The sequence below is a fragment of the Thiomonas delicata genome (assembly GCF_900088825.1).
GTDB lineage: Bacteria > Pseudomonadota > Gammaproteobacteria > Burkholderiales > Burkholderiaceae_C > Thiomonas_A > Thiomonas_A delicata.
Genome location: NZ_LT592170.1, coordinates 285,915 through 312,427, shown reverse-complemented (window position 1 = coordinate 312,427; position 26,513 = coordinate 285,915). Strand labels below are relative to the sequence as shown.

The following is a 26,513-nucleotide window of genomic DNA, read 5'->3' as shown; positions in this document are numbered from 1 at the left end:
CGGTGGTCCGGTACGCCTTCCACCCCATTTCAGGAGATGCCCATGAAGCAACATTCGACCAGCGCGGCCATGGCGGCTGCGGTGCGCCCGGCCCTGATCATGGCGTTCGCCGCCGCCGGCACGGCGATGTGCTTTGCCGCCGTGCCGCCCAAGGCCGGGCCGATGACGGTCAAGCCCGCCACGTCCATGGAGCAGGCGGTGCAGGACGGCGCCAGGATCTTCGCGCAGGACAGCTTCGGCACCAAGCAGACCTGGGTGCCGGAGGGCGCCTTCGGCAGCCACCTGATGAGTTGCGCCGCTTGTCATACCGATGGCGGCGTTCCCGAGGGCACCTCGCCCGCCGGCGCGCATCTGCCCAGCCTGATCGGCGCGGCATCCAACTATCCCAAGTACAAAGCCAAGAAACACACGGTCTTCACGCTGGAGCGCCAGATCGTGCATTGCGTGCGCGCCGGCGTCATGGGCAAGCCGCCTGGCTACAACAGTCCCGAAATGGTCGACCTGGTCGTCTATCTCACCGCGCTGTCGAAAGGTTCGGTCATGGGGCACCAGATGCCGGCGGTGACGCACTGACGGCGTGAATCGCGCATGACATCCGGTTTGCGCGGCATCCAAGGCCGGCTGCTCGGGGCCTGGCTGGTCGGGGCGGCCGCGCTCGCGTCGCCGGGCGTGGCGCAGGCGGCGGCCGGGCCGGCCACGAACGACGCCGCCATGCTGTCGCTGGCGAAGGCCTCCGGCTGCCTGGCTTGCCATGCCATGCACCACAAGAAGGTCGGCCCGGCCTATGCCGCCATCGCGGCGCGCTATGCGGGCAACGCCAAGGCGCTAACCATCCTGGAGAACGCCATCCTCGACGGGCATGTCGGCACCTGGGGGGTGATCCCCATGCCGGCCTATGGCGGTTCCCAGCAGATCTTGATGCCGGACCAGGCCCGCCAGCTGGCGCAGTGGATCATGGGCATGCGGGGTCGAGCCTGATGTGGCGGGCCCGCCGGCGTCCATGCGGCTGAATGGAGGCGGCGCGGCCCGGGAACGCACGGGCGGCGAAGACGTTAAGCTCACGCCATGACGAGAAAACGCAAACAGCAACTGGCCGCGCGCAACTTCCCTTCGGCGCAGGAAGAAGCCGCCAAGCTCAAGGCGCCATCGCGCTACGCTGGCCCGGAGAGCAGCTACCGGCTGGCCTTCACCGACACGGCCTTCCTGCTGCAAGAAGATCTGCGCCCCGTGCGCATGCAGCTCGAACTGCTCAAACCCGAGATGGTGCAGCGCGAGCATGGCATCGAGGCCACCATCGTGATCTTCGGCAGCGCGCGCATTCTGGCGCCCGAGGTCGCGCAAGCGCGCTTGCGCGAGGCCGAGGCGCAGGGTGACGCGCAGGCCATCACGCGCGCCAGGCATGCCGTGACCATGTCGCGCCACTACGACGAGGCGCGCCGCTTTGCGGCGCTGGTGACCCAGGCTTCAAGTTCGCTGGAGCAGCCCATCGTGGTCGTCACCGGCGGCGGCCCCGGAGTGATGGAGGCCGGCAATCGCGGCGCGCACGAGGCGGGCGGCGCGAGCATCGGGCTGAACATCGTGCTGCCGCACGAGGAGCAGCCCAACCCTTACATCACACCGCAGCTTTGTTTCCAGTTCCACTACTTCGCGCTGCGCAAGATGCACTTCCTGATGCGCTCGGTCGCGCTGGTGTGCTTCCCCGGCGGCTTCGGCACGCTGGACGAGCTGTTCGAGGTGCTGACCCTGACGCAGACCGGCAAGGTGCGCAAGCGCCCCATCCTGTTGTTCGACCGCCAGTTCTGGGTCTCGCTGATCAATTTCGACCACCTCGTCCACACCGGCATGATCAGCGCGCACGACGTCAAGCTGTTCCACTTCGTCGAGACGGCCGAAGAAGCCTGGGATCTCTTGCGCCACGAATTCGGGTTGGACGGCGCGCTCGAACAGACGCATGCGCCTGCCGGCTGAGGCGCATCGATGAGCGTCGCCATTCGTCTGATCGGCGCGCCCACCGATGTCGGCGCGGGCAGCCGCGGCGCCTCCATGGGCCCCGAGGCGCTGCGCGTCGCGGGCTTGCGCGAGGCGCTGCAGGCGCTCGGACTGCGGGTGGACGATCAGGGCAATCTCGCCGGTCCGGCCAACCCCTGGCAGCCGCCGCTGGACGGCTATCGCCACCTGCCGGAGGTGGTGGCGTGGAACCGTGCCGTGTTCATGGCCGTGCGCGATGCGCTGGACGCGGCAACCCTGCCGGTGCTGCTGGGCGGCGACCACAGCCTGGCTGTCGGCTCGATCGGCGCGGTGGCGGCGCATTGCCGGGCACGGGGCCGCAAGCTGCGCGTGCTGTGGCTCGACGCGCATGCGGACTTCAATACCAGCGCGATCACGCCGACCGGCAATCTGCACGGCATGCCGGTGGCCTGCCTGTGCGGGCATGGGCCGCAGGAACTGCTGGCGCTGTCCGGCACGGTTCCCGCCATCGCGCCGCATTGCCTGCGCCAGATCGGCATCCGCAGCGTCGACGCGGGCGAAAAGCGCCTGGTGCATGGCGTCGGCCTCGATGTGTTCGACATGCGCACCATCGACGAACTCGGCATGCGCCAGGTGATGGACATGGCGTTGGCCGGGCTGGATGACGAGACGCACCTGCATGTCAGCTTCGATGTGGATTTCCTCGACCCCGACATCGCTCCCGGCGTGGCGACCACGGTGCGCGGCGGCCCGAGCTACCGCGAGGCGCAGCTGTGCATGGAGATGATCGCCGACACCGGCCTGCTCGGCTCGCTGGACGTGATGGAGTTGAACCCGGCCTACGACGTGCGCAACCGCACCGCCGAACTGGCGGTCGACTTGATCGAAAGCCTGTTCGGCAAGGCCACCCTGATGCGGGCCTGAGATCGGCCGCGCCTCGCGGCGTGGGCGCAACAAATTCTTGCATTCCGGCGCGGAACTCCAGGCGCAGGCTGGGCCACTCATGCATGGCAGGCGCACCATGCGCGGCGGTCGATCGTCGCCGGCGTACCCGAGCCGCCTGCACCGGGGAGATCGAGCCAGTCCATGTCGCTAGTCATGTTTGTCCTCTACCTGCTTGGCATCGGCGCCGTCAGTCTGGTTTTGGGCGTCGGGCTCGCCTTGTGGCGCGGCCTGCGCCCACGGCACGGGGTCAGTGGCGCGAACGATTTCACACGGCAGGCACCCATGCAGCAAACGCGCCGCAGGGCATAAGGCTGGCGTGGCGGCGTGGTGCGGCTTGTTCGCCGCTCTGGCAGGTTTGTGCCTGGGTTTCCGCCTTCCTGGCGGGCGGGGTGTCGCGTCCAGGTGAGCATTGGAAAATTCCTCGTGATTCCGTGAAATCGTTCACGGTCGCTTTGCATCGTCCTTCCTACAGTGGGCAACAAAGAGATCGGCCATCCGGCATCGGTCTCGTGTTCCACGATTTTTCCAGTGAAGGACGACGGCCATGGCTCAGTACACACCCACGAAGATCGCGACGGCTTCACGCGCCAGCGTGTCCTTGAACGACCCCGCCGCGGCCGAACGCATGGCCCAGCTCGCCCAGGTCTATATCGAGAACGTGGGCATGTGCCGGCTCGAATCCGTGCGCGTCCAGGCCGTGGCGGAGGCCACCGGCCAGCTGGCCATCGTCGTCGACGAGGACGGTCAGGGTTATATCGCGCTGGCCGCCTGCGAGTTGCTTCCCAAGGCCGGCATCTACCGTGTCGGCCGCGTGTCCGAAGCCGGGCGTCCGGGTGAAGACCTGTACGTGGTCGAACACAGCCGGGAAGGCGCGCAATCCGGCGAAGCGGTGCCGAGACATTACGTGCACATCATGCGCAGACTGACGCACTGAGCCTGGCGGCGCCGGGCGCGCCGAGATCGCCCCTACACCGGATAGTCGGTGCGTTTGACGACAGTGCGCAGCGCGAAGCTGGACTTGATGCGCACGACATGCGGCAGGCGTGACAGGTCCTGCTTGTGCAGGCGTTCGTAGTCCTGGGGATTGGCCACCGCGGCCCGCAGGAGATAGTCGAAGTCGCCCGCCATCAGGTGGCACTCCAGGATGTCGCGGCATCCGGCCACGGCCCGCTCGAACGCGGCCAACACCTCCTCGCGCTGACTGTCGAGCGTGACTTCGATGAACACGGTCGTGGCGCGGTCGATGGCGCGGGGGTCGAGCAGGGCCACATAGCGCGCGATGACGCCGGCCTGCTCCAGCCGCTGGACGCGTCGCAGACAGGCGGACGGCGACAGCCCCACGCGCTCCGCCAGGCTGGCGTTGGGCATGCGGGCATCGGACTGCAGAAGGGCCAGAATGGCGCGATCATGGTGATCGAGTTCGGTCATTTCGTCGAGCTTGCGGTGTTTCGCGCAATTCTGCGCTGCCGAGCGCCAAAAAATCCAATCATTGTTGCTTGAACCAGGGTTCGTGCGCCCCGATCTTGCAACCCCATTGCGCGCCACGCGTCCGATACTGTCTGCATTGCCGCAGCACGCGGCGCGGATCACGACGCGGGGGAGTTTGTCATGTTGATCGGCGTACCCAAGGAAATCAAAGTGCATGAGTACCGCGTGGGCCTGACGCCCGATGCGGTGCGCGAACTCGTCCACCACGGCCATGCGGTCCTGGTCGAGACGGGCGCCGGAGGCGGCATGGGCGCGGACGACGCCGCCTATGCCGCATCGGGGGCCAGGATTGCGCCCGATGCGGCCAGCGTGTTCGCCGCGGCGGAGATGATCGTCAAGGTCAAGGAGCCCCAGCCCGTCGAGTGCCGCATGCTGCGGCCCGGGCAGTTGCTGTTCACCTATCTGCACCTGGCGCCAGACCCCGCGCAGGCGCGGCTGCTCATGGACAGCGGCTGCACCGCCATTGCCTACGAAACCGTCACCGACGCCCATGGCGGCCTGCCCCTGCTGGCGCCGATGAGCGAGGTGGCCGGGCGCATGGCGATCCAGGTCGGCGCGGCGGCGCTGCAAAAGTCGGGCGGCGGGCGCGGCGTGCTGCTCGGCGGCGTGCCGGGCGTTGCCGCGGGGGACGTGGTGATTCTCGGTGGCGGCACCGTGGGCACGCACGCCGCGCGCATGGCCGTGGGCCTGGGCGCGCGCGTCGCCATCCTCGACAAGTCCCTGCCGCGCTTGCGACAGCTCGACGAATTGTTCGGCGGACGCGTCAGCACCCAATACGCCACGTTGCAGGCCACCGAGGCCGCCGTCACGCATGCCGACCTCGTCGTGGGCGCGGTGCTGGTGCCGGGAGCCGCGGCGCCCAAGCTGGTCAGGCGCGACCATCTGGCGCGCATGCGCCCGGGCAGTGTGGTGGTGGACGTGGCCATCGACCAGGGCGGCTGTTTCGAGACCTCGCGGCCGACGACGCACGAAGAGCCGACCTACATCGTCGACGGCGTCGTGCATTACTGCGTGGCCAACATGCCCGGTGCGGTGGCCCGCACGTCGACCTATGCGCTGAACAACGCCACCCTGCCTTTCACGCTGGCGCTGGCGAACAAGGGCTGGCAACGGGCTTGCGCCGACGACGCGCATCTGCGCGCCGGCCTCAACGTTCATGCCGGACGCATCACGCACGCCGCGGTGGCGCAGGCCCTGGGCCTGCCGTACACCCCGGCGGCCGACGTGATGTCCGGTCGCACCGTGGAACCGGCCGCTGTCTGAGGGCCGGAGTCGATCTGCCGCAGCTTCTCAAACAGAAACGCCGGGCCGGGCGCAGCCCGGCCCGGGGGGGCTCAGGACGCCTTGTCCATGTAGGGTTTGAAGCCGTATTTTTCGAAAATGGTCAGAGCCGCCGGCGTGCGCAGGAACTCCGCCCATTCCTTGCCGGCTTCCGGGTGCGCCGCGCCCTTGACCACGGCCACGCCGTAGATCGCGGTGGTGTTGTCGGCCGCGGGGATGTCGACATGGCCGATCGGATGGCCCACTTGCTCCTGGAAGATGGCCTCGGACTTCCACGTCACGCCGGCGTCGGCCAAGCCCTGCATCAGGAACAGCGGGGTCTGCCGATGGTGGATGTGGGTGAGGATGGTCTGCCCGTCCTTGACCTTGGCCTCATACACCGTCTGTTCCAGCTTCTTGCCGCCGGCTTTCACCAGCGAGGCCTCGATCTGGCGTGACACGCCTTCCCATGCCGGATTGGGCATGGACAGCTTCACGCCAGGTTTGCCCAGATCGGTCAGGCTGGCGATGTGCGCCGGGTTGTCCTTCGGGATCATGATGGTGAGGTCGTTGGTGACGTAGGGAATCGCCGGTGCCACCAACTCACCCTTGGCGATCCCGGCCTTGATCTTTTTGAGGCCGGCCGCGTACACATCGGGTTTGACCGTCCAGGTCATGTTGCCCACAGTGATGGTGCCGCCGTGCGCCATCTGCTTGAGCAGAATGCCTGGAGGCAGGGTTTCGTAATAGATGTGGCCCTTGAGTGCCGGGTGTTCCTTCTCGAACGCGGCCACCAGCGGCGCCATGGCAAAGTAATAATTGCCGGCGACGAAGATGTTGAGCTTGGAGGTCATCGGGTCGCCGTGGAAGTCGGGCAGGTCGTTGATCTCCGGCACGGTGAACTCCAGGCCCTTGTCGAGGGCCGGGTTGTTGGCCCCGTGCTGCCACGGCGGGAAGATGGATTCCTTGTACTGTGGCGGGCGGGCCTTGCCCCCCCAGCCGGTGTCGGCCGCCAGGGCGGTGACGCCGCAGGCCGCTGCCAGCAGACCGAGGCCCGCCAGCAGGCTGCCTATGCGCGTGCGGCATGTTGGTGTGGATTTGTTGTGCATGAACCTCTCCTTCATGGATTGTGTGCTCACTTGATGTACTGGAACCCAGCCAACTGCAGCTCGGGGATCGTGCCCACCACGCCAGGCGTCAGGACGGCGCCGGGAATGAGGTGGTTGGTGAACTCGGCGGCCATCTGCTCGTGGCTGAGCTTGTCGGGGTTGACACCCTTCTGATGCAGGCCGCGCGTGAACTCCCAAATTTCATTATGGCAGGCCAGGAACACGGCGCCGCGGCGTTGCAGCACGGTCACGCTGTTGTCGGCGGGCGAGTACGCGCCCTTGGGGTTCTCGTAATCGGCCGCGGCGGCTTTCGAGGCCGAGGGCTGTTCGATGAACACATTGGTCTTGAACTTGTCCTTGACCATCTTGGGGAAGTCGTACTTGGCCCAGATGTGATCGTCGTACAGCGCCAGGTGGGCCGAGCCATGGGTGGCCGAGACGGCGAGGAAGTCCGGATGTTTCCACGACCAGATCTGCGCATTCATCGCGTTGCGCATCAGGTTCAGCCAGGGGCTTTCCAGGTCGGTGTTGTCCCACAGCTGCTTGGGCCCGCCCTTGTAGTGGATGACGAGGTCGAGCGCCTCGGCGTCCCAGTAGGAGGCGTCGGTGAGAATCATCGGCACGGTCTTGAAGTCGCGCCGGCGTGGCGCCTTGGCCAGGGCTTCGCTCAGGGCCTTGAGCTGGCCCGAGCCGGCGGGTTCGAGGTCGGCAGCCGGGGCGGGTGCGGCCTGCGCGATGTTGCGGGTGAGCATCGCGGCGCCGATCGCGGCGACGCTGGCCTGGGCAAAAAGTTGACGACGTGTGGTCATGGTGTGAGCTCCTGGTTCAGGGTTGAAAAAAACGGGAAAAGATGACGGCACGGCGCCGCGCCATGCAGCGCGCTGTGTCGTGCCGGTCTCGATTCGGGTCGGGCCGCGGCGCGCGGGCCGCAGCGGAACGCCCGCCTTGCGCGGGCTCGGGGCTGATGCTCTTAATGGTTTTTCGGCGGGCCGATGTCGCCGAGCACCTTGCCGTTGATGGTTTCGCCGTAGAGGCTGAACTTGCTGTCGTGGAAGGCGGCGCGCGTTGCGGCCACCGAACCTTTCCAGCGCGGGTCTTGCGGACGCTCATGGGCATCCATGAAATAGGCCACGTCCCAGGCCTGCTGGGGCGTCAGACTGTAGCTTTGGCCGTAGGGCATGTTGGCGTAGATGAACTTGGCCGCGTTCTTGTAGCTGCCCATGCCCGCGCCCCAGTTGAACGACTTGTCGCCCCACAGCGGCGGGAACACCGTCTTGCCGTCCACATAGCGGCCTGCGCCGGATGCGGTGTGGCACACGGCGCAGCGCGCCTCGTAGACCGCTTTGCCTCGCGCGTAGTTGGGCGGCAGGGCCGGCGCCGCGAGGTCCGGGTAGCCGCGGCCGGCGACCTTCTCGTCCGTGGGCAGGCCCTTGGCCAGCCAATAGGAGTACGACTGCAACGCGACCAGCGTCTTGCTGCCTAGCGGCGGAGCCTTGCCGTTCTGGCTGAAGCGGAAGCAGCCTTGAATGCGTTCCTCGAAGGTGTTGACCTTCTTGTTCTTGCTGCGGTAGGCGGGGTAGTTCACATAGGCCGCCCACAGCGGCGCCGAGCCTGCCATGCGCCCGGCATCGGTATGGCAGTTCACGCAGCTCAGGGTGTTGCCCACGTATTTGCCGGCGTATTGCGGGGTGTCGAGCATGATGTCGCGCCCGAGCTTGATCATCTTGCCGAATTCATTCTTCGGGATCTCGGACTCGGGCGGCGGGTGGAAGGTCGCGCCGGTGCCGGCTGCGGGGTTGATTTCGGATTTCGGCGGCAGCGTCGCGTCGGCGGCGAACGCTGTTTCGAGGCCGACAGCCAGCAGCCCAAGGCAAAGCGCGAGCGCGGCGCGTGACGGGAAGCGGGAGGCAAGGGGGTGGGTCATGCGTGATCTCCGCGATGGGGTGCCCATGGAAAGGCGTCAGCGCGCCTTGGGCGCGGAAGGTTTTTGCGCCGCCAGCCAGGCGGCCACGGCCTGCGTGTCCGCATCGCTCATGCGCAGGGCGATGGTGTGCATCAACCCCTGCGGGTCGTTGCGCCGGGCTCCGGTCTTCCAGGCCTTGATCTGGGCGTCGATGTAGGAAGCCGGCTGGCCGATGATGGGTGGGAAGTCGGGCGCCACGCCGACACCGCCTGGGCCGTGGCAGCGAAAGCAGGAGGCGATGCCTGCATTCCAGTCGCCGCGTTCGGCCAGGCGTTGCCCCGTGGCGGCCATGGCCGGCGCAGGCATGGGGCCGTAAGCCGCAACAGGCAGCGGGAGATGGCTGTAGTAATCCGCCAGCGCGGTGATCTGGCCGTCGTTCAGCGCCTTGGCCAGCGGGCTCATCAGGCTATTCGGGCGGGTGCCCTGAGCGAAGCTGTGCAACTGCGCGGCGATATAGCCGGCGGGCAAGCCTGCCAGGCGCGGAAAACCAGCGGCGGCATTGCCCTCGCCCTTGACGCCATGGCAGGACATGCAGGCGGGGACCGCGCTTCCGGCGCCATGCTGGGCAATGGCGGCGCCTTCGGCGGCTGGATTGGCCGCGAGCGCGGAAGAACTGCAAAGCGCCAAACCGAGCATGGACATGAACCCGGGCCGGCGAAACGCGCGTAGGAAGGACATGGGCGGATACTCCGGGGAGTTGAGGGTTAACCCCATCTTAGACCTTATGTTTGTAAGAATATGTTGTGTTGTGCGCGCATGCTGTATCGCTCATTGCAAAATCTACGGAATTCAGCACAGGGCGCTGGACGGCCTATGCGCCAGGGACCTGGCAAGCCTAGGTAAACCGGACAGCACTGTCGAACGCATTTTTTGGGTCAGGCTCATCGACTCTTCCGATGCATGGCCCGCGCAGAGCGGGTCGCAGTTTGCGACAATGACCAACGCCCGATTCGACGCACCATCATGCAGATTTCCAACGACTCGATTCATGCCCTGATCACCGATCTGGGCGTACGTGCGCGCGCGGCATCCAGGTTCATGGCGCGCGCCTCCACCGCGGCGAAGAACGCCGCCTTGCTGGAACTGGCCAGATTGATCCGCGCGCAGGCGGCGGAACTCAAGGCCGCCAACGCGCCCGATGTGCAGGCCGCGCGCGACGCAGGCCAGGACGGCGCCTTCGTGGACCGGCTGACCTTGACCGACCAGCACATCGAACTCATGGCGCAAAGTTGCGAGCAGGTCGCCCAGCTTCCCGATCCTGTCGGCGAAATGACCGACCTGCGCCGCCGCCCGAGCGGCATCACCGTGGGCCGCATGCGCGTGCCGCTGGGCGTGTTCGGCATGATCTACGAGAGCCGCCCCAACGTCACCATCGAGGCAGCGTCGCTGGCCATCAAGTCGGGCAATGCCGTGATCCTGCGCGGCGGCTCGGAAGCCATCCACAGCAACCGCGCGCTGGCCGGGTTGGTGGCGCTGGCGCTGGTGGATGCGGATTTGCCGGCCGACGCGGTGCAGCTCGTGCCCACCACCGACCGTGCGGCGGTGGGCGCGCTCATCACGCTGCCGCAGTACGTGGACGTCATCATCCCGCGCGGCGGCAAGGGGTTGATCGAACGCATCAGCGCCGAGGCCAAGGTTCCCGTCATCAAGCATTTGGACGGCAACTGCCATGTCTACGTCGACGCCGAGGTCGACATGGACATGGCCGTGCGGGTCACCGACAACGCCAAGACCCAGCGCTACAGCCCCTGCAACGCCGCCGAGTCCTTGCTGGTGGCCGCATCCAGCGCGGCCGCATTCCTGCCGCGCATTGGCAAGGTCTTTGCCCAAAAGGGCGTGGAAATGCGCTGCTGCGCGCAGAGTCGCGCCGTGCTCGAACAGGTGCCCGGTGCCGGACCGCTGTTGCGCGACGCCACGCCGGCCGACTGGAGCGCCGAGTACCTGGCGCCCATCATCTCCATCAAGGTGGTCGACGGTCTCGACGAAGCCATCGCCCATATCAACCGCTACGGCTCCGGCCATACCGACACCATTCTCACCAGCCATCACCCGAGCGCCATGCGGTTCCTGCGCGAGGTCGACTCGGCCTCGGTCATGGTCAACGCTTCGACACGGTTTGCCGACGGTTTCGAGTTCGGCCTCGGTGCCGAGATCGGCATCTCTACCGACAAGTTCCATGCCCGCGGCCCGGTGGGCCTGGAGGGATTGACCAGCCAGAAGTGGATGGTGCTGGGCAATGGCGAGATCCGGACCTGACATGCCGCGCCGCAAATGCCTTTCACACGCCCGATCACGTTGCCCATGACGACCCAGCACATCACCGGCGTCCTCACCTTGCCGACCTTGCTGCGCATCATGGCCGTCATGGGCGTCGGGATCGGCATGGTCAGCGCAGCCATCGCCATCGGCCTGTACTGGGGCCAGCTGGGGCCCGGCCGCGCCCTCGGCCTGTTCATCGGCGGCGCCCTGTTCAACGCGCTGGCGCTGATGTCCGCCACCCTGATCGGCTACTGGCCTTACCGCGTCCTGGCGCGCAAGGGCCTCTTCGGTTTGCATCGCCTGACTTTGCATTCCGCGGCACGCCCTTGACCCATTCACCACGAACTCACCAGTTGCTGGGGGTTCTCTCTCCGAAGGAAGAACTGCATGAATCCGCGTGATCGCATCAAAATACTCGCCGCCGGCCTGGCCGGCTTGGGGGCCACAACTGCCGCGCGGGCGGAAAACCAGGGCCTGGTGCCGGCCAAACCCATCTCCAACCAGCCCTGGAAGGTGGTGATGCAGATCAGCGATAGCTTGAAGCAGGCCTACGAAGGCTTGATCAACATCCAGAATGTTCTCGAACTCGATCCGCAGATGAAGTTCGTCGTGGTCGGCTACGGCGATGCGATCGAGTTTCTGCTGGAGGGTGCGAAGACACCCCAAGGCGCACTGTTTTCCGGCATGATCGGCAACCTGGCGAATCTGGGCGTGCAGTTCAGGGCCTGCAATAACACCCTGACATTCATGAACATTCCATTGAGCAAGCTGGCGCTCGAGGCCACGGTCGTTCCGGCGGGCGTTTATGAAATCGTCAAGCTGCAGTCCGAGGGCTACTACTACGTCAAGCCATGAGGCTCGGGTTGGTGTTACACCTGGTTGCTTATCATGCTGACCTCGCGCAAGATTGAACAAGTGGGCATGATCCGCCATGGACATGCCTGCGTTCCATGGATCAATCGACCCTATGTCACGAGGAGACAAGTCATGACGACGACAACAACCCCCCGCCGCAAAGTGTTGCTCGCCTCTGCTGCCGTGGGTGCGGCGACTTTCAGCGCAGCCGCCAAGGCGGCAGAGGGCCGTGCCGACAAGGACGGTCCAGTGAAAGTGGTCTATCACATCACGCAGGGTATTCCCCAGGCTACCCGCTGCCTTGGCAATGTGCGCAATCATCTGGCCGCTGACCCGACGGCGAAAATCGCGGTGGTCGGCAACGGCGCCGGCATCGATTTCATGCTCAACGGCGCCAAGGATGCCAAGGGCGCCGAGTTCGCCGGCAATATCGGCGATCTGGCCAGCAAGGGCGTATCGTTCCGGGTTTGCAACAACACCCTGCAAAACCGCAACATTCCCAAGACGGATGTCATTCTCGACGCCGTCGTCGTGCCTTCCGGCGTGGCCGAAGCCGCCAATCTGCAATATCGCGAAGGCTACGCCTACATCTGCCCTTGACGGGCCGAACCTGCTGGGTTGACGCGGCGCGCGGCCGGCGCGCCTATCATCGCGCCGCGTGAGTTCCTCCATTTCGACGTCCTTGTCCCATGCGCCGCCGCCCCGGCCTGCGCCGGAGCGGCGGCCCTTGCATGTCGATCTGCGCGCGGCGGCCGATTTGCTCGGCTGTGTGCTGGCCGGGCAGTCGCTGGCCGGCGCTTTGCCGCGTCTGGCCCAAGCCGGGGGCTGGAGTCCGGCGCAGCGCGGCGCGGCGCAAGCCTTGAGTTTCGAGGCTTTGCGCGGCCTGGGCCGCGCGCGTGCGCTGTTGCAGGCGGTCCACCCCAAGCGCATCAAGCCCGCCGAGCTGGAGCAGCTTTTGCTCGTGTCCATCGCGCTGCTGAGCACTCCCGCGGCGCGCCGCCCGGCTCCCGGGGGGGGTGAGGAACACCAGGACGCGCACCTGCGTTTGCGCGCGAGCGCACCGGACAAACTCCCACCCTATCCCGACCACACCTTGGTCAGCCAGGCCGTGCAGGCCTGCGCCTTGCATGCGAAGACGCGGCACGCCCGCGGTTTCGTCAACGCCCTGTTGCGCCGCGTGCAGACCGAGCGCGCGTTCGCGCCGAAGTCCCCGCTGGCAACGGAAGAGGCGATCCACAACCATCCCTCGTGGTGGATCGCCCGCGTGCGCGCGGCCTATCCCGAAGCCTGGCAGGAAGTGCTGGCCTTGGCGGCCGAGCCTGCCGCAATGACCTTGCGGGTCAATGCGCGCTGGGGCAGCCGCGCGGATTACCTGGCACGGCTTCGCGCCGCGGGCCTGGACGCCGAGGCTCCCGACGCTCCGGGCCTGGCGCATGCGCTGGTGCTGCGGCGCGCCGTTCCCGTGCAGGAACTGCCCTTGTTCGAGGCGGGGGCCGTGAGCGTGCAGGACAGTTCAGCCCAGTTGGCCGCATGGCTGCTGCAGGCCGGCGCAGGCATGCGCGTGCTCGACGCCTGCGCCGCACCGGGGGGCAAGACCGCGCACATGCTCGAACTGGCCGACTGCGACGTGCTGGCGCTCGACCAGGACGCGCAGCGCGCGGCGCGCATCGGCGACACCATCGCCCGCCTGCGCCTGCCTGCGGCGCGTATCGCCGTCGCCGATGCGCGCCGGCCCGGCACTTGGTGGGACGGCCAACCTTTCGATCGCATCCTGCTCGACGCTCCCTGCAGCGCCTCGGGCATCGTGCGCCGCCACCCCGATATCCGCTGGCTGCGCCAGGACGCCGACATTGCCGCGCTGGCGGCGCAGCAGACCGAACTTCTCGACGCCCTGTGGCCCCTTCTGGCGCCCGGCGGATGGTTGCTCTACGCCACATGTTCGGTGTTTCCGCAAGAGGGTGCCGACCAGGCCGCCGGCTTCTTGCGGCGGCATGGCGATGCGCTAGCATTGGCCGCACCCGGGCAGATTCTGCCGGGCAGGTCGCCCGAGCGCGACGGCTTTTTCTACGCTCTGTTCGCCAAACGCTCCACTGCATGACCCTCCCGCAGGCTCCTGATCCCATTCGACGACGCGCGATGATCGCCTTGGGGCTGGCTTTGGGCGCAGGGCTGTACGGGCGCCCCGGCCAGGCCGGCGCCGCGGCAGTGGATGCCCAGCCGCTGGGCATCGAGCAAGAGCCGGACGGGCTTTATGTCAGCGCCACCGTGGTCTTTGCTCTGCCGCGCGCGCTCGAAGACGCCCTGCATCGCGGCATTCCGCTGTATTTCCTCACGCGCGTGGCCGTGGTGCATGGGCGCTGGTGGTGGTTCGACGAGAAGATCGGCGCGGCCCAGGTTCTTTCGCGCCTGGCCTATCAACCGCTGCTGGAAAAATACCGCGTTTCCACGGGCGCGTTGCAGAAAAACTACAGCAGCCTCGACGAGGCGCTCAACCAGGTGCAGCACGTGCTGCACCTGAAAGTCGCCGATGCCAGGGATCTCGTGATCGGACGGAGTTACACCGTCCAGGCCAGCTTCGAGCTGGATTTGTCGCAACTACCACGCCCTTTCCAGATCAACGTCGGCTCGCAGTCCGAGTGGCAATTGGAGGCCGATTTCCCCAGTGCCAGTTTCATATGGAAACCGCCACAGTCAACCGCCTCACCCGGATAGCCGCCTGGACGGCGCTGGCCCTGGGGCTGCCGCTGGTGGTGTTCCTGGTGTTCCTGCTGGCAGTGTCCACCAAGAACACCCAGGCCATCAATCCCTACTTCGGCGTCCTCTACTGGATCAATATCGCGGTGGCGGGCCTGTTGCTGCTGCTCATCGTCGGGCTCGCGTCGCGTCTGCTGTGGCGCCTGCGCCGGCGCCGCTTCGGCAGCCGGCTGCTCTTCAAGCTCGCGACGGTGTTCGCGCTGGTCGGCGTGCTGCCCGGCGTCGTGATCTATGTCGTGTCCTACCAGTTCGTCGAGCGCAGCATCGAAACCTGGTTCGACGTGAAGGTCGAGCGCGCGCTCGACTCGGGCCTCAACCTCGGGCGCACGACGCTGGACGTTCTGCTGGCCGATCTGCAGGCCAAGGCGCGCAACGTCGCCGGCCAGGTCAGCGATGTGCATGGCAACGTGTCGCCCTCCGAACTGGAGCGGCTGCTGCAGCAGCTCGGTGCCGAGCAGGCGACCGTGTTCGACTCCAACGGCAACGTCCTGGCCACCGCAGGTGGCAACCCCTTCGTTCTCGTGCCTGATATTCCCGGCGCCGAAGCGATGCGCCAGCTGCGCCTCATGGGCCAGCTGGCCAGCGTGGAGGGCGGCGATGACGGCGTGGCCGGGATCGGGCAGAACCTCAGGTTGCGCGTGGTCGTGCCTCTGCCCATGCGCAGCATTCTGCTGCCCGGACACCAGCGCTATCTCATGCTGGTGCAGAACGTGCCCTCGGTCATTTCGCGCAGCGCGCTGGAGGTGCAGCGCGCCTATGCCGAATACCAGGAGCGCGCGCTGGGGCGCGACGGTTTGCGCCGCATGTATATCTCCACCCTTACGCTTACGCTGTTTCTCGCCGTGTTCGCCGCCGTGCTGCTGGCCGTGCTGCTGGGCAACCAGCTGGCGCGGCCCTTGCTCCTGCTGGCCGATGGCATGAAGGCCGTGGCCGGCGGCGACTTGCGTCCGCGCCCCGAGCTTCAATCCGCCGACGAACTGGGCACCCTGACGCGCTCCTTCAACGACATGACGGCGCAACTGTCCGAAGCGCGCCAGCAGGCCGAGACCAGCCGGCAAGCCCTCGAGGCCTCGCGCGCTTATCTGCAAAGCGTGCTCGACAACCTTTCCGCCGGCGTGCTCGTGCTTGGCGACGGCATGCGCCTGACCCTGGCCAACCCCAGCGCCACGCGGGTTCTGCGCGTGCCCCTGCAGGGCGCGATCGGCCAGCCCATCGACAGCATGGACAGCCTGCGCGCGTTCGCCGCGGCGGTCGACGCGGCGTTCCAGGAACTGGCGGGAAGCGGCGGCTCGGACCACTGGCTGCAACAGATCGACTACACCCCGCCGAGCAGCGAGACCGCGTTGACCCTGCTGGTGCGGGGAGCGCGCCTGGCCCTGCCCGGGCAGGCCGCATCCGTGGTGGTGTTCGACGACATCAGCGAACTCATTTCGGCGCAGCGCTCGCTGGCCTGGGGCGAGGTGGCAAGGCGCCTGGCGCACGAGATCAAGAATCCGCTCACCCCCATCCAGCTCTCGGCCGAACGCCTGCAGATGAAGCTCAGCGACAAGCTCGCGGGACCCGATCGCGACATGCTCGGGCGCGCCACGACGACCATCGTCAATCAGGTCACCGCCATGCGGCGCATGGTCGACGAGTTTCGCGACTACGCGCGCACCCCGGCAACGCAGCTCGCCCCCATGGACCTCAATTCCCTGGTCGGCGACGTCCTCAATCTCTACAGCGGCATGGGCGCGCGCGATGCCCATGCGGGCGAGGAAGCGCCCCTGGTGCGGGCCGAACTCGCGGCCGGGCTGCCCTGCATCGAGGGCGACGCCACGCAATTACGCCAGGTCATTCACAATCTGCTGCAAAATGCGCTCGACGCCGTGGCCGGCCAGCCCAAGCGCGAAGTGTGCATACGCACCGAGGCGTATCGCTCCGCCAGCAGCGGGGCACAGCGCGTGCGCTTGTCGGTGGCCGACAGCGGTCCGGGGTTCAGCGAGAAGATCCTGGCGCGCGCCTTCGAGCCTTACGTCACCACCAAGCCCCGCGGCACCGGCCTTGGGCTGGCCGTGGTGAAGAAAATCGCCGAGGAGCACCATGCCCGGCTCGAGGTGCAAAATCTCTCCGCGTCAACCCCACCTGGCGGCGCGCGTGTATCCCTTATATTTCCCGCTGTGGCATGCCCTGCGCCATCCGGCGCTGCATGACGGCAAACCTCGGAACCCTTCTGCGTATGGCAAGCATCTTGGTTGTGGACGATGAAATCGGCATTCGCGATTTGTTGTCCGAGATTTTGAGTGACGAAGGCCACACGGTTGAGGCGGCCGAAAACGCCCAACAGGCCCGCGAGTTCCGCCAGCAGTTTCAACCGGATCTGGTTTTGCTCGATATCTGGATGCCTGATACCGACGGCGTCACGCTGCTCAAGGAATGGGCCAGCGCCGGACAGCTCACCATGCCCGTCATCATGATGTCGGGCCACGGCACCATCGACAACGCCGTGGAAGCCACCCGCATCGGCGCCATGGCCTTTCTCGAGAAGCCCATCGCCCTGCAAAAGCTGCTGCGCGCCGTGCAGCAGGGATTGAGCAAGCCGGCGCCGGCAAGCCCTGCGGCGGTTCAGCACATCGCGCCGGCCCCGGCCTTGCCCGAGCCCGCGCCCCTGATCGCCGAACAGTCCTTCACGCTCGACCGCCCGCTGCGCGAGGCGCGCGACGACTTCGAGCGCGCCTATTTCGAGTTCCACCTCGCGCGCGAGGGCGGCAGCATGACCCGAGTCGCCGACAAGACCGGACTCGAGCGCACCCACCTGTACCGCAAGCTCAAGCAGCTCGGGGTCGACTGGGGCCGCCCCGGCCGCAAGGCCCAGCTGGCCAGCCCCGCACCGCCCGACGACGACGCGGCAGGCTAAGCCCTGCCGCCGCGCCGCGAGTGTTTGCTATGATTGCGGGCTTCGTTTGCAGGCGCTTAGCGAAGACTTCGCGCCCTGCCTGCACGACGTTCTGGCCAGGTAGCTCAGTCGGTAGAGCAGCGGATTGAAAATCCGCGTGTCGGCGGTTCGATTCCGTCCCTGGCCACCAACACCCTCAAAACCAGCCCCGCGTGGGCTGGTTTTTTTTCGGGGCGGCCCGGACGGTCATGTGTGGCGGAGGGTGTTCATGGGCAATGTTGCTTTGCAACAAAAACTTGCGATTGGGGACAGGCCGACACAGCAGGGGTTTTCTGCCCGGCCTACATTGGTCGCATGAGGCCCGCAATTCACCCGCCGCGCATCGTGGCATGGTGATCATGGCGTGGGCCAGCTTTCAGGAGAACACCATGACCATCTACCGCAACCTGCATCCGAAGAGCTTGCCGCCGCACGCGCGCATTTGCGAGACGGACCTTGGTCGCCCCGCACGCGTGGACATGGACACGCCGGCCACGGCGGTCATGACCGACCTGCGGCGCGTGCCGGCGGTGACCATCGCGCCGGACGCGACTGTGGAGACGGCGCAGGAGCGCATGATCCATGCCCGCGTGCGGCTGCTTTTGGTGACCGCGCCGGGCGGGGAGGTGCTGGGCCTGATTACCGCGCGCGACCTGCTCGGTGAGAAACCCATCCGCGTCGCGGTCGACGATGGCGTCGCGCGCGACGCCGTGACCGTGGCGCGGGTGATGGTGCCGCGCGAGCGCATTCAGGTGCTCGACTACGGCGAGGTGCAGCACTCGAGCGTGGGCGATGTGGTGATGACGCTGCGCGAAGCCGGCCGCCAGCACGCGCTGGTTCTCGAGCAGGGACCGGTCCCGGTCATTCGCGGCATTTTTTCCACGACCCAGATCGGGCGCCAGCTCGGTTCGCCGATCGAGGCGTCGGAACGCCCGCAGAGCTTCGCCGAAGTGGAACATCTGCTCGCGGCGAGTTGAGCACGTGCGCGCGAGGGGTTGCCGCTTCGCGCCCGCCAGTTGGCAGGCTGCGAGGTCGACGCCCCAGTCGCCGCACAATAGCGGTACGCGAAGCGGCGGGCGCGTGCCTGCCGCATGACACGCAACACAGGTCCACACGATGCACGATCTCGGTCTTGAAGCCCGCCAATTCGTCCGCGCCCATCCCAACGGCGTGCTGTCCACGCTGTCCAAGCGCCTGGGCGGTTTCCCCTTCGGCTCCATCGCGCCCTTCATGCTCGACCATGCGGGGCGATCCGTCATCCTCATCTCCACGCTGGCCGAGCACACCAAGAACCTGGATGCCGACCCGCGCTGCAGCCTGATCGCCCATCCTTGCGCGCAGGACGCACAGGCGGCCGGGCGGGTCACCCTCGTCGGCCATGCCAGCCGCTTGGCCGAGAAGGACGCCATGGGGCCGCGCTACCTGCGCTATTTACCCGAGGCCGAGGGTTACTTCGGCATGCACGATTTCTTCTTCTACCGGCTGGAGATCGAGGCGGTGCGCTTCATCGGCGGATTCGGCAAGATCCACTGGATCGCCCCGGCCGACTTCGCGCCGCCCGCCAACGACCTCGATGCGTCCGAGCCGGGCATCCTGGCGCATATGAACGCGGACCACGTCGACAACCTGCGCGCCTACTGCGCCCATGTGCACGGCGTGCAGGCGCAAGAGGTGGCGATGATCGGCGTGGACACCGACGGTTTCGACGTGCGCGCCGACGGTCGCTTGCTGCGCTTCGCTTTCACGCAGCCGGTGCGCAACGCCGGCGAGGTGCGCCAGGCGCTGGTCGATCTCGCGCACCAGTGCCGCCAGCAGGCTTGAGCGCGCCGCATCGCCGCCCCGAAGGCGGGCAGAAGCCGCCGAGGACGCGCGCGGGATGCCGGTGGCGCAAGCCTTGCCGAGGGCCTGTTCCGGCCGGCCCAAGGCTCTGCTAGGCTCGCCTGGACCGATCCCGCGTATGCCGCCATTCACCGAATATCCGGAACTTGACGCCACGGACCTCGCCGCCCTCATCGCGCGCGGCGAGGTCAGCCGCGCCGAGGTGCTCGACGCCGCGCTGGCGCGTCTGGATGCGGTGAACCCCCATGTCCATGCCGTGGTGATGGATGGGCGCGAGCAGGCGCGCGCCCAGCTCACGCGAGACGCGGCCGGGCCGTTTTCCGGTGTGCCCTTCCTGCTCAAGGATCTGGGCCAGGATGTCGCCGGCCTGCCGTCCACCTGGGGTTCGCGCGCGCGCCGCGGCGTGCTGGCCGCGGCCACCAGCGGTGTGGTGCGGCGCTGGATGGATGCGGGGTTGCTCGTGCTGGGCAAGACCAATCTGCCCGAATTCGCGCTCAAGGGCGTGACCGAACCGGCGCTGTTCGGCGCCACGCGCAACCCCTGGAACCTGGCGCGCACGCCGGGCGGTTCATCCGGCGGCGCGGCGGCGGCGGTGGCGGCCGGCATCGTGCCGGTCGCTGGCGCATCCGACGGCGGGGGCTCGATCCGCATTCCCGCCGCGTATTGCGGCTTGTTCGGACTCAAACCCTCGCGCGGCCGCGTCAGCCACGCCCCGGGAGACGGCGAGGTCTGGGACGGTGCCAGCGTCACGCACGCGCTGTCGCGCAGCGTGCGCGACAGCGCCGCCCTGCTCGATGTGATCGCCGGCGCCGAACCCGGCGATCCGTTCGTCGCGGCCCCGCCTGCGCGGCCCTATGCCGAGGAGGTGGGCGCCCCGCCGGGGCGCTTGCGCATCGGGTTTGCCACCGATTCGCCGCTGGGCTCGCCGGTGCACGCCGAGATGCGCGCGGCGGTCGACGGCGCGGCGCGGCTGCTGGAATCGCTGGGGCACCATGTCGAGCCCGCCGCGCCAGCCATCGACGGCCTGGCGCTGGCGCAAAGCTATCTGGCCATCTACTTTGGCCACGTCGCGGCCGAAGTGCGCGCCTGCATTCGCGACTTCGGCGCGCGTCCGTCCGATTTCGAGCTCGACACGCGCGCGCTCGCGGCGATCGGCGACAGCCTGCGCGCCGGCGAATACGTCCGGCTGCGCACGCGCTGGAATGATTTTTCCCGGACGCTGGCGGCATTCCACAACCGATTCGACTTGTTCCTCACCCCCACCACCGCGCAGCCGGCCGCGGGCATCGGCGAGCTCGACACCCCGCGCTGGCAGCAGGCCGCGCTGCGCGCCATTCTCGGCCTGGGCGTGGGGGGGGTGCTGCGCAGGCTCGGCGTGGTCGAGGATCTCGCGCGGCGTAATCTCGAGCGCACGCCGTTCACCCAGCTCGCCAATCTCACCGGCTGTCCGGCGATGTCCGTGCCCCTGCACTGGGGCCGCGACGGCATGCCGGTGGGGGTCCAGTTCGTCGCCGCCTGGGGCCGCGAGGACCTGCTCATCCGCCTGGCCGCGCAACTCGAAGTCGCGCAGCCCTGGGCGCAGCGCCGGCCGAAGCTGCCGGCCGAACCCGGGGCGGTGCGATGAGCGCCGCGCCATCGGACGGCCGGCTCAGCCTGCGCCGCTACGGGGCGCAGGCCGCAGGCCATGCGCACGACCACGTGCAGGTGCTGTGGGCCTGCCGCGGTGTTCTGTCGCTGCGCATCGACCGCCGCGCGCTGGACCTGGCGCCCGGCACGGCTTGTGTGATCCCGGCACAGGCCTGGCATGGCTACGCCGCCGCGCGAGGCAGCGTTTGCCTGGTGCTGGATACCCGCGCCGCCATCGCGTCCAAGCTGCAAGCGCGGCTGCTCGACGCCAGGCCTCTCGGCGGCTTGCTGCGCTGGCTGGAGCAGGCCGCCGGCACGCCGCGCGCCGAGGCGCTGCTGCAGAGCGCGCGGCCTTTGCTCCAGACCTGTCTGGACGACGCCGGCCAGGCGTCGATGGCGCCGCCGCGCGTGCGCCGCGCCATCGATTGGGCGGCCTTGCAGGGCTGGGTCGACGCCAGGCTGGATCTGCCTCTGCGGGTGGCGGATCTCGCCGCGCGTGTGCACCTGAGCCCGACCCAGTTCACCGTGCGCTGCATCGAGGAGCAGGGTTTGCCCGCGGCGGGCTGGCTGCGCCAGCGCCGCGTGCTCAAGGCGCAGGAACTGCGCCGCCAAGGCTGGTCCGCCGAGCGTGCCGCGCTGGCCTGCGGCTACGCCAGCGCGTCGGCCCTCATCGCCGCCACGCGTCGCGCGCAATAAAGCGTTGGCTCACGCGGCGCGGGGCCTTGGGTCCAGTTCCGCGCCCGGACCCGCGCCCGACCGTCCGATCGCGACAGTTGGCCGTTCAAGCGCGCAAATTCCGTCGTCCCTGCGCCTCTACATTGCGTGGATGATCTCGCGCCAGGCCGCCGCCAATCTCCATGCCCTCGGGGCCATCGCCATGTGGTCCAGCCTGGCCACGCTGGGCGTCAAGCTGGGGCAAGTGCCGCCCTTCCTGCTCACCGGGCTTGCGCTCGTCATCGGCAGCGTGCCGGCATGGCCCTACGCGCGCCAGTGGCGGGTGCGCCCGGCGATTTTGTCGCTGGGGGTGTACGGTCTGTTCGGCTTTCACTTCCTGCTGTTCATCGCCTTGCGCCACGCTCCGCCGGTGCAGGCCAATCTGGTGAACTACCTCTGGCCCTTGTTCATCGTCGTGCTGGCACCCTGGCTGTTGCCCGGCGTGAGGCTGCGGCCGGTGCACGCCGCTGCGGCCGTCGTCGGCTTTGCCGGCGCCGTGCTGGCCATTCTGGGCGGGCGCGGACTTCGCGGCGGCTTCGCCTGGGGCTATGTGCCCGCGCTCGGGTCCGCGCTGGTCTGGGCCACGTTCTCACTCGGTTGCCGGCGTCTGGCGCAGCAGGGGCGCGGCTTTCCGACGGCGGCCATCGGCCTGTTCGCGCTGGTTTCGGGTTTGCTCGCACTGCTGTGCCATGCGCTCCTGGAGCCGACCTTCAGCCTTGCGCCGGCCGCATGGTTTCGCATCGTCCTGCTCGGGCTGGGGCCCCTGGGCGCGGCGTTCTATCTCTGGGACCGCGCGCTCAAGCTGGGCGATGCGCGGCAGATCGGGGTGCTGGCCTACATCACGCCGCTGGCCTCGACCGCGCTGCTGGTGTGGGCCAGCGGCCGGCACTTGACCTGGCCTCTGGCCCTGGCCGCGGTGCTCATCGTCGGCTCGGCGCTAGCCGCAGTGCGGACCGGGAACTGAACCGCGCCGTGCTCAGCGCTGCTTCGACATCCGTCTGCGGCGGGGCCGGCCGCGGGGCCGCAAGACCGCCGCGCCGGGCAGGAAAACCTCGCTCACCCACAGCGCCTGGCCGGCGTGGACGAAGGCCGAGCGGCGCGCCCAGAGCCGGGTGTCCGGCGGCAGGCCAGCCGCAGCGCAGGCGGCGCGCTGCAGCGGGTGGCCCGGCTTGAGGTGCCGGACTTCGATGGCGCCGCGCCGGGTGAGGGGGCGCGCGAACACGGCGTCTCCCACCGGCTTGCCGCCGATGCGCGCGAGCAGGCGCCAGGCACCGCGCAGAACCTCGGTGCGCGCCACGCTGTGGGCGTAAACGACGGGGACGCCGTCGGCCAGCAGCAGCACCTCGCGGACCCAGGCCTTGCGGCCCTGCGGCAAGCCAAGCAGCGGGGTCTCGTCGCGATGCGGCGTCGCTGGGCGCTGGCCGAGGCGCAGCAGCACGAACTGCCCGCAATGGGCGCGAAGGCGCGCGGTGAGCGAGCCGCGTTCGGCCAGCCAGCCCGCCAAGCCGCTGCGCCCGGCGGCCGGGCGCAGCGGCAGCCAGGCGCCGGGGCGTGGCGGATTTGCAGGCGATTGGCGCAAGGCGCTGACGTCCGGCGGTCCTGGCATGCGGTCGGGTTCAGCCCAGGTGCTTGGCGAAGAAGGCCAGGCTGCGCTCCATGGCCAGCTTGGCGCTGGGGGCGTCGAAGCTGGCGCGGGCGTCGCAGTTGAAACCGTGGTCGGCGTCGTAGACGTAGAACTCGGCGTCGGGGTTGGCGCGGCGCACCGCTTCACGGTCGGCCTCGCTGATGTGCGCGTCCTTCAGGCCGTAGTGGAACAGCAGCGGGGCCTTGGCCTTCTCGCCCACCAGCTGCGCGTTGCGCCCGCCGTAGTAGCTCACCGCGGGGAGGCCCAGGCGGATGGCCGACAGGTAAGCCACGCTGCCGCCCCAGCAATAGCCGACGATGCCGACCTTGCCTGCGGATGCGATGGCCTTGGCCGCCGCGTCCACGCCGGCGACGGCCGAATCGAAGCCGAGCTTGCCGACCAGTTCCAGGCCCTTTTGCATGCCGGCCTGGTCGTAGCCCAGCTCGACGTTCTTCTCGACGGGGTCGAACACCGCCGGCGCGATCGCGGTGTAGCCGGCCGCGGCGTAGCGGTCGGCCACGCTGCGGATATGCGGATTGACGCCGAAAATCTCCTGCATCACGACGATGCCGCCTTTGGACGGGCCGGTGGGTTCGGCGAGGTAGGCGCTCAGTTGCTGGCCGTCCGCGGTTTTGAGTGCGAGGGTCTTGCCCATGGGGTTCTCCGGTTGAAATCGCCATGCCGCACGATGCGCATGTGCAACCGCACATTCTCGTCACGACGCTGGATGTGTGCAGATGTCACTTGCGGTCATGCCTGGCCAGAATCGTGTGAAACGCCGGCATCGCCCTGCCCCAGGCCGAGTTGCGCGACATAGGCCAGCACCGCGCGACCGAGTTCCTGGCGCAGCGATGCGGCATCGACGCCGGGTCCCAGGGTCAATAGACACTGCGAGACCCAGCCGTAGACCATGGCGTGGACCATGCGCGCGGCCAGCAGCGGCGGTTGCGCCAGACCGGGACAGCGCAGCGCCTCGTGCCACAGCCCGACATGTCGGAGGTATTGCTGGCGAAACGCTTGCGGGCTCGAGATTTGGCGCTCGAGCTGGAACAGCGCGGCCCAAGCCGGCGCGTCGATCAGCACGTCCCCGACCTGCTGATCGAGCAATGCGTTGACGCGCACGTCCCGCGGCGCGCCGGCGTTTTGCGCGATCACCGCGTGGCCGCACGATTCCAGTGTCTTGACGCGCTGATGGATGCACAGCGCCGCGAGCGCGTGCATATTGCCGAAGTATTCGTAGAACGTGCCAACCCCGACTCCTGCGACCGCGACGACTTCGCGGATGGTCGTGCGCGCATAGCCGCGTTCGATCAAAACCCGAACAAAGGCGTCCTGCAGCGCCTGTGAGCTGGCTTGCGCGCGCGACTGGCGCGGGCGCCTGCGCATCGCGGCGGGCACCTGTTTGGCGGCCGATGCGCCGGCCTCCGCAATCCGAACACCTCGTGCGGCCATGTTTCCTAGACTTGATTGACGATTCATCGAACCGAGAGGAAGGCATCATGCGTACCGCGACACACGAAGTTTTCAACCAGTTCGCCGAACTGGCAGATTACAACCTGCTGGCGACCGACCCGGCGTTGCGCGAGGCGCTGGAGCGCGCCGGCGCGCAGTGGGCCTCGCCACAACTCGAAGCCTACGCGGACTGGCTGGGGCGCGCCGAGACCTATGCGCTGGCGCAAGACGCCAACCGCTATACGCCCGAACTCAAGGCCTTCGATGCGCGCGGCAGGCGCATCGACCAGGTGCAGTTCCATCCGAGCTGGCATGCGCTCAGCCGCGCCTATCGCGAGCAGGGGCTGATTTCGACGCCATTTCGCGAAACGCGCGCGGGACGCTGGAGCGCGTGGGCGGCGGGTTTTTACCTGCACGGCCAGATCGAGCAGGGGACGCTTTGCCCGATCAGCATGACGACCGCCGCCATACCTCTGCTGCAAAAGGAGCCGCAGCTCTGGGCGCGGCTCGAAGACAAGCTCTACAGCAGCCGCTACGACGCGCGCGACATGCCGCTGGAGCACAAGCCTTCGGCCTGGGTCGGGATGGGGATGACCGAAAAGCAGGGCGGTTCGGATGTGCGCGCCAACACCACCGCGGCGGTTGCGGTCGGCGCCGGCGGACGCGGCGGCGAATACCTGCTGCGCGGTCACAAGTGGTTTTTCTCGGCGCCGATGTGCGATGCGCATCTGGTCGTCGCCAGCACGCAGGACGGCGGCCATGCCTGCTTCTATGTTCCGCGCTGGCGTCCCGACGGCAGCAGAAATGCCGTGCTTCTCCAGCGGCTCAAGGACAAGGTCGGCAACCGCAGCAATTCGAGCGGCGAAGTGGAGTTCGACGATGCCTGGGGCATCCTGATGGGCGAGGAAGGACATGGAATCCGCACGATCATCGAAATGGCCACGATCACGCGCTTGACCTGCGTCATCGGCAGCGCAGCGATCATGCGCCAGGCGCTGGTGCAGGGGGTGGTCTATGCGCGCCAGCGCAGCGCCTTCGGCAAGCGCCTGGCCGAGCAGCCCTTGATGCAGGCCGTGCTGGCCGACATGACCCTCGAAAGCGAGGCCGCGCTGGCGCTGGCGATGCGCCTGGCCGAGGCCTACGAACGCGAGGACGATCCGGTGCAGCGCGCGTGGAAGCGCATCATGACGCCGGCGGCGAAATTCTGGGTGTGCAAGCGCGCGGTCGAACTGACCGGCGAGGCGATGGAGGTGTTCGGCGGCAACGGCTATGTCGAAGAGGGCGTGATGGGGCGCCTCTACCGCGAAGCGCCGGTGAACTCGATCTGGGAAGGCTCGGGCAACGTGATGTGCCTGGACGTGATGCGCGCGCTGTCGCGCGAGCCCGATTCCGCCGCGGCACTGCTCGCGGACCTGGCGCAGGGCGCCGCCGGCGACCCGGCGCTCGCCACCGAGGCCAAGGACCTGATGCTGTGGCTTTCCGCGCCCGGCCGGATCGGCGAATCGGACGGTCGCGTGCTCGCGCAGCGCCTGGTCCTGCTCGCGCAAGCCTGCCTGTTGCGGCGCAATGCCGCGCAAGCCGTCGCCGACGCCTTCATCGCGACGCGCTTCGCCGACCGGCGCTGGGGACATGTCGTGGGCGGCCTGGACACCCGCGCCATCGACATGCCGGCCTTGCTGCAACGAGCCTATCCGGCCTGACGCCACGCAACGGCGCCACATCACCATCCAAAACGAGGAGGGG

At 68.0% G+C, this 26,513-nt stretch carries 28 protein-coding genes and 1 tRNA gene; 21 read left to right on the top strand and 8 right to left on the bottom strand.

Features of this window, described 5'->3' with window-relative positions; all coding sequences use genetic code 11:
* Nucleotides 1–42: 42 nt before the first annotated feature.
* From THIARS_RS01680 to THIARS_RS01660, 5 genes are all read left to right on the top strand, one after another.
* The gene (locus THIARS_RS01680; RefSeq protein WP_094159192.1) at nt 43–573 is read left to right on the top strand and encodes a cytochrome c-like protein; all 531 of its coding nucleotides are present in this window, start codon (nt 43–45) and stop codon (nt 571–573) included.
* A gap of 15 nt (nt 574–588) precedes the next feature.
* Nucleotides 589–978: a c-type cytochrome gene (locus THIARS_RS01675; RefSeq protein ID WP_094159191.1), complete on the top strand. Its 390-nt coding sequence runs from the start codon at nt 589–591 to the stop codon at nt 976–978.
* A gap of 87 nt (nt 979–1,065) precedes the next feature.
* A complete protein-coding gene (locus THIARS_RS01670) occupies nt 1,066–1,968 on the top strand; it encodes an LOG family protein (protein WP_094159190.1) in 903 nt (300 codons plus the stop codon).
* Between the two features lie 9 nt (nt 1,969–1,977).
* Nucleotides 1,978–2,892, top strand: coding sequence for an arginase (rocF, locus tag THIARS_RS01665; protein WP_094159189.1), 915 nt, complete (start codon nt 1,978–1,980; stop codon nt 2,890–2,892).
* Nucleotides 2,893–3,457: 565 nt separating this feature from the next.
* Nucleotides 3,458–3,847: a hypothetical protein gene (locus THIARS_RS01660; RefSeq protein ID WP_094159188.1), complete on the top strand. Its 390-nt coding sequence runs from the start codon at nt 3,458–3,460 to the stop codon at nt 3,845–3,847.
* A gap of 32 nt (nt 3,848–3,879) precedes the next feature.
* Here THIARS_RS01660 and THIARS_RS01655 read toward each other — a convergent pair whose 3' ends face one another.
* Nucleotides 3,880–4,341 carry an Lrp/AsnC family transcriptional regulator gene (locus tag THIARS_RS01655; RefSeq protein WP_094159187.1) on the bottom strand — a complete coding sequence of 154 codons (462 nt, stop codon included), beginning with the start codon at nt 4,339–4,341 and terminating at the stop codon, nt 3,880–3,882.
* Nucleotides 4,342–4,521: 180 nt separating this feature from the next.
* Between THIARS_RS01655 and ald the strand changes: the two genes are divergently transcribed.
* The gene (ald, locus tag THIARS_RS01650; RefSeq protein ID WP_094159186.1) at nt 4,522–5,664 is read left to right on the top strand and encodes an alanine dehydrogenase; all 1,143 of its coding nucleotides are present in this window, start codon (nt 4,522–4,524) and stop codon (nt 5,662–5,664) included.
* A 71-nt stretch (nt 5,665–5,735) separates the two neighbouring features.
* Here the strand turns inward: ald and THIARS_RS01645 are convergent, their stop codons facing one another.
* The 4 genes from THIARS_RS01645 to THIARS_RS01630 form a co-directional block, all read right to left on the bottom strand.
* On the bottom strand, nt 5,736–6,770 hold the full coding sequence (locus THIARS_RS01645) for a molybdate ABC transporter substrate-binding protein (RefSeq protein ID WP_094160558.1): 1,035 nt from the start codon (nt 6,768–6,770) through the stop codon (nt 5,736–5,738).
* 26 nt (nt 6,771–6,796) lie between these two features.
* Nucleotides 6,797–7,579, bottom strand: coding sequence for a thiosulfate dehydrogenase (tetH, locus tag THIARS_RS01640; RefSeq protein WP_094159185.1), 783 nt, complete (start codon nt 7,577–7,579; stop codon nt 6,797–6,799).
* A gap of 161 nt (nt 7,580–7,740) precedes the next feature.
* Complete coding sequence (locus tag THIARS_RS01635) at nt 7,741–8,694, bottom strand: c-type cytochrome (protein ID WP_094159184.1); 954 nt, start codon at nt 8,692–8,694, stop codon at nt 7,741–7,743.
* 36 nt (nt 8,695–8,730) lie between these two features.
* Nucleotides 8,731–9,411 carry a c-type cytochrome gene (locus tag THIARS_RS01630; protein WP_222423016.1) on the bottom strand — a complete coding sequence of 227 codons (681 nt, stop codon included), beginning with the start codon at nt 9,409–9,411 and terminating at the stop codon, nt 8,731–8,733.
* A gap of 285 nt (nt 9,412–9,696) precedes the next feature.
* Here THIARS_RS01630 and THIARS_RS01625 point away from each other — a divergent pair, with 285 nt between their 5' ends.
* The 14 genes from THIARS_RS01625 to THIARS_RS01560 all read left to right on the top strand — a co-directional run bounded on the left by THIARS_RS01625 (nt 9,697) and on the right by THIARS_RS01560 (nt 22,658).
* Entirely contained in the window at nt 9,697–10,989 is a 1,293-nt protein-coding gene (locus THIARS_RS01625) for a glutamate-5-semialdehyde dehydrogenase (protein WP_094160557.1), read from the top strand.
* A gap of 45 nt (nt 10,990–11,034) precedes the next feature.
* Nucleotides 11,035–11,322 (top strand): hypothetical protein, encoded by a 288-nt coding sequence (locus THIARS_RS01620; RefSeq protein WP_094159182.1) that lies wholly within the window; start codon nt 11,035–11,037, stop codon nt 11,320–11,322.
* A gap of 57 nt (nt 11,323–11,379) precedes the next feature.
* Nucleotides 11,380–11,847 carry a DsrE family protein gene (locus tag THIARS_RS01615; RefSeq protein WP_094159181.1) on the top strand — a complete coding sequence of 156 codons (468 nt, stop codon included), beginning with the start codon at nt 11,380–11,382 and terminating at the stop codon, nt 11,845–11,847.
* Between the two features lie 132 nt (nt 11,848–11,979).
* Nucleotides 11,980–12,447 carry a DsrE family protein gene (locus tag THIARS_RS01610; RefSeq protein ID WP_094160556.1) on the top strand — a complete coding sequence of 156 codons (468 nt, stop codon included), beginning with the start codon at nt 11,980–11,982 and terminating at the stop codon, nt 12,445–12,447.
* Between the two features lie 82 nt (nt 12,448–12,529).
* Entirely contained in the window at nt 12,530–13,945 is a 1,416-nt protein-coding gene (gene rsmB / locus THIARS_RS01605) for a 16S rRNA (cytosine(967)-C(5))-methyltransferase RsmB (RefSeq protein WP_425444233.1), read from the top strand.
* Nucleotides 13,942–14,559 (top strand): DUF4390 domain-containing protein, encoded by a 618-nt coding sequence (locus THIARS_RS01600; RefSeq protein WP_094159179.1) that lies wholly within the window; start codon nt 13,942–13,944, stop codon nt 14,557–14,559. Before rsmB ends, THIARS_RS01600 begins: the two co-directional genes overlap by 4 nt.
* Complete coding sequence (locus tag THIARS_RS01595) at nt 14,523–16,793, top strand: sensor histidine kinase (protein ID WP_094159178.1); 2,271 nt, start codon at nt 14,523–14,525, stop codon at nt 16,791–16,793. The genes THIARS_RS01600 and THIARS_RS01595 overlap by 37 nt, the downstream gene beginning before the upstream one ends.
* 26 nt (nt 16,794–16,819) lie before the next feature.
* A complete protein-coding gene (locus THIARS_RS01590) occupies nt 16,820–17,497 on the top strand; it encodes a response regulator (protein ID WP_094160555.1) in 678 nt (225 codons plus the stop codon).
* 93 nt (nt 17,498–17,590) lie between these two features.
* Nucleotides 17,591–17,666, top strand: a tRNA-Phe gene (locus THIARS_RS01585).
* A 238-nt stretch (nt 17,667–17,904) separates the two neighbouring features.
* A complete protein-coding gene (locus THIARS_RS01580) occupies nt 17,905–18,492 on the top strand; it encodes a CBS domain-containing protein (protein WP_094160554.1) in 588 nt (195 codons plus the stop codon).
* Nucleotides 18,493–18,631: 139 nt separating this feature from the next.
* The gene (locus THIARS_RS01575; protein WP_094159177.1) at nt 18,632–19,336 is read left to right on the top strand and encodes a HugZ family pyridoxamine 5'-phosphate oxidase; all 705 of its coding nucleotides are present in this window, start codon (nt 18,632–18,634) and stop codon (nt 19,334–19,336) included.
* 136 nt (nt 19,337–19,472) lie between these two features.
* Nucleotides 19,473–20,978 carry an amidase gene (locus tag THIARS_RS01570; RefSeq protein ID WP_094159176.1) on the top strand — a complete coding sequence of 502 codons (1,506 nt, stop codon included), beginning with the start codon at nt 19,473–19,475 and terminating at the stop codon, nt 20,976–20,978.
* On the top strand, nt 20,975–21,676 hold the full coding sequence (locus tag THIARS_RS01565) for an AraC family transcriptional regulator (protein WP_094159175.1): 702 nt from the start codon (nt 20,975–20,977) through the stop codon (nt 21,674–21,676). Before THIARS_RS01570 ends, THIARS_RS01565 begins: the two co-directional genes overlap by 4 nt.
* Before the next feature lie 130 nt (nt 21,677–21,806).
* Entirely contained in the window at nt 21,807–22,658 is an 852-nt protein-coding gene (locus THIARS_RS01560) for a DMT family transporter (RefSeq protein ID WP_094159174.1), read from the top strand.
* A gap of 12 nt (nt 22,659–22,670) precedes the next feature.
* Here THIARS_RS01560 and THIARS_RS01555 read toward each other — a convergent pair whose 3' ends face one another.
* The 3 genes from THIARS_RS01555 to THIARS_RS01545 all read right to left on the bottom strand — a co-directional run bounded on the left by THIARS_RS01555 (nt 22,671) and on the right by THIARS_RS01545 (nt 24,770).
* The gene (locus tag THIARS_RS01555; protein ID WP_094159173.1) at nt 22,671–23,300 is read right to left on the bottom strand and encodes a chorismate--pyruvate lyase family protein; all 630 of its coding nucleotides are present in this window, start codon (nt 23,298–23,300) and stop codon (nt 22,671–22,673) included.
* 10 nt (nt 23,301–23,310) lie between these two features.
* Nucleotides 23,311–23,973, bottom strand: coding sequence for a dienelactone hydrolase family protein (locus tag THIARS_RS01550; RefSeq protein WP_094159172.1), 663 nt, complete (start codon nt 23,971–23,973; stop codon nt 23,311–23,313).
* A gap of 95 nt (nt 23,974–24,068) precedes the next feature.
* Nucleotides 24,069–24,770 carry a TetR/AcrR family transcriptional regulator gene (locus tag THIARS_RS01545; RefSeq protein ID WP_094159171.1) on the bottom strand — a complete coding sequence of 234 codons (702 nt, stop codon included), beginning with the start codon at nt 24,768–24,770 and terminating at the stop codon, nt 24,069–24,071.
* A 47-nt stretch (nt 24,771–24,817) separates the two neighbouring features.
* Here THIARS_RS01545 and THIARS_RS01540 point away from each other — a divergent pair, with 47 nt between their 5' ends.
* Nucleotides 24,818–26,470 (top strand): acyl-CoA dehydrogenase family protein, encoded by a 1,653-nt coding sequence (locus THIARS_RS01540; protein ID WP_094159170.1) that lies wholly within the window; start codon nt 24,818–24,820, stop codon nt 26,468–26,470.
* Nucleotides 26,471–26,513: the final 43 nt, after the last annotated feature.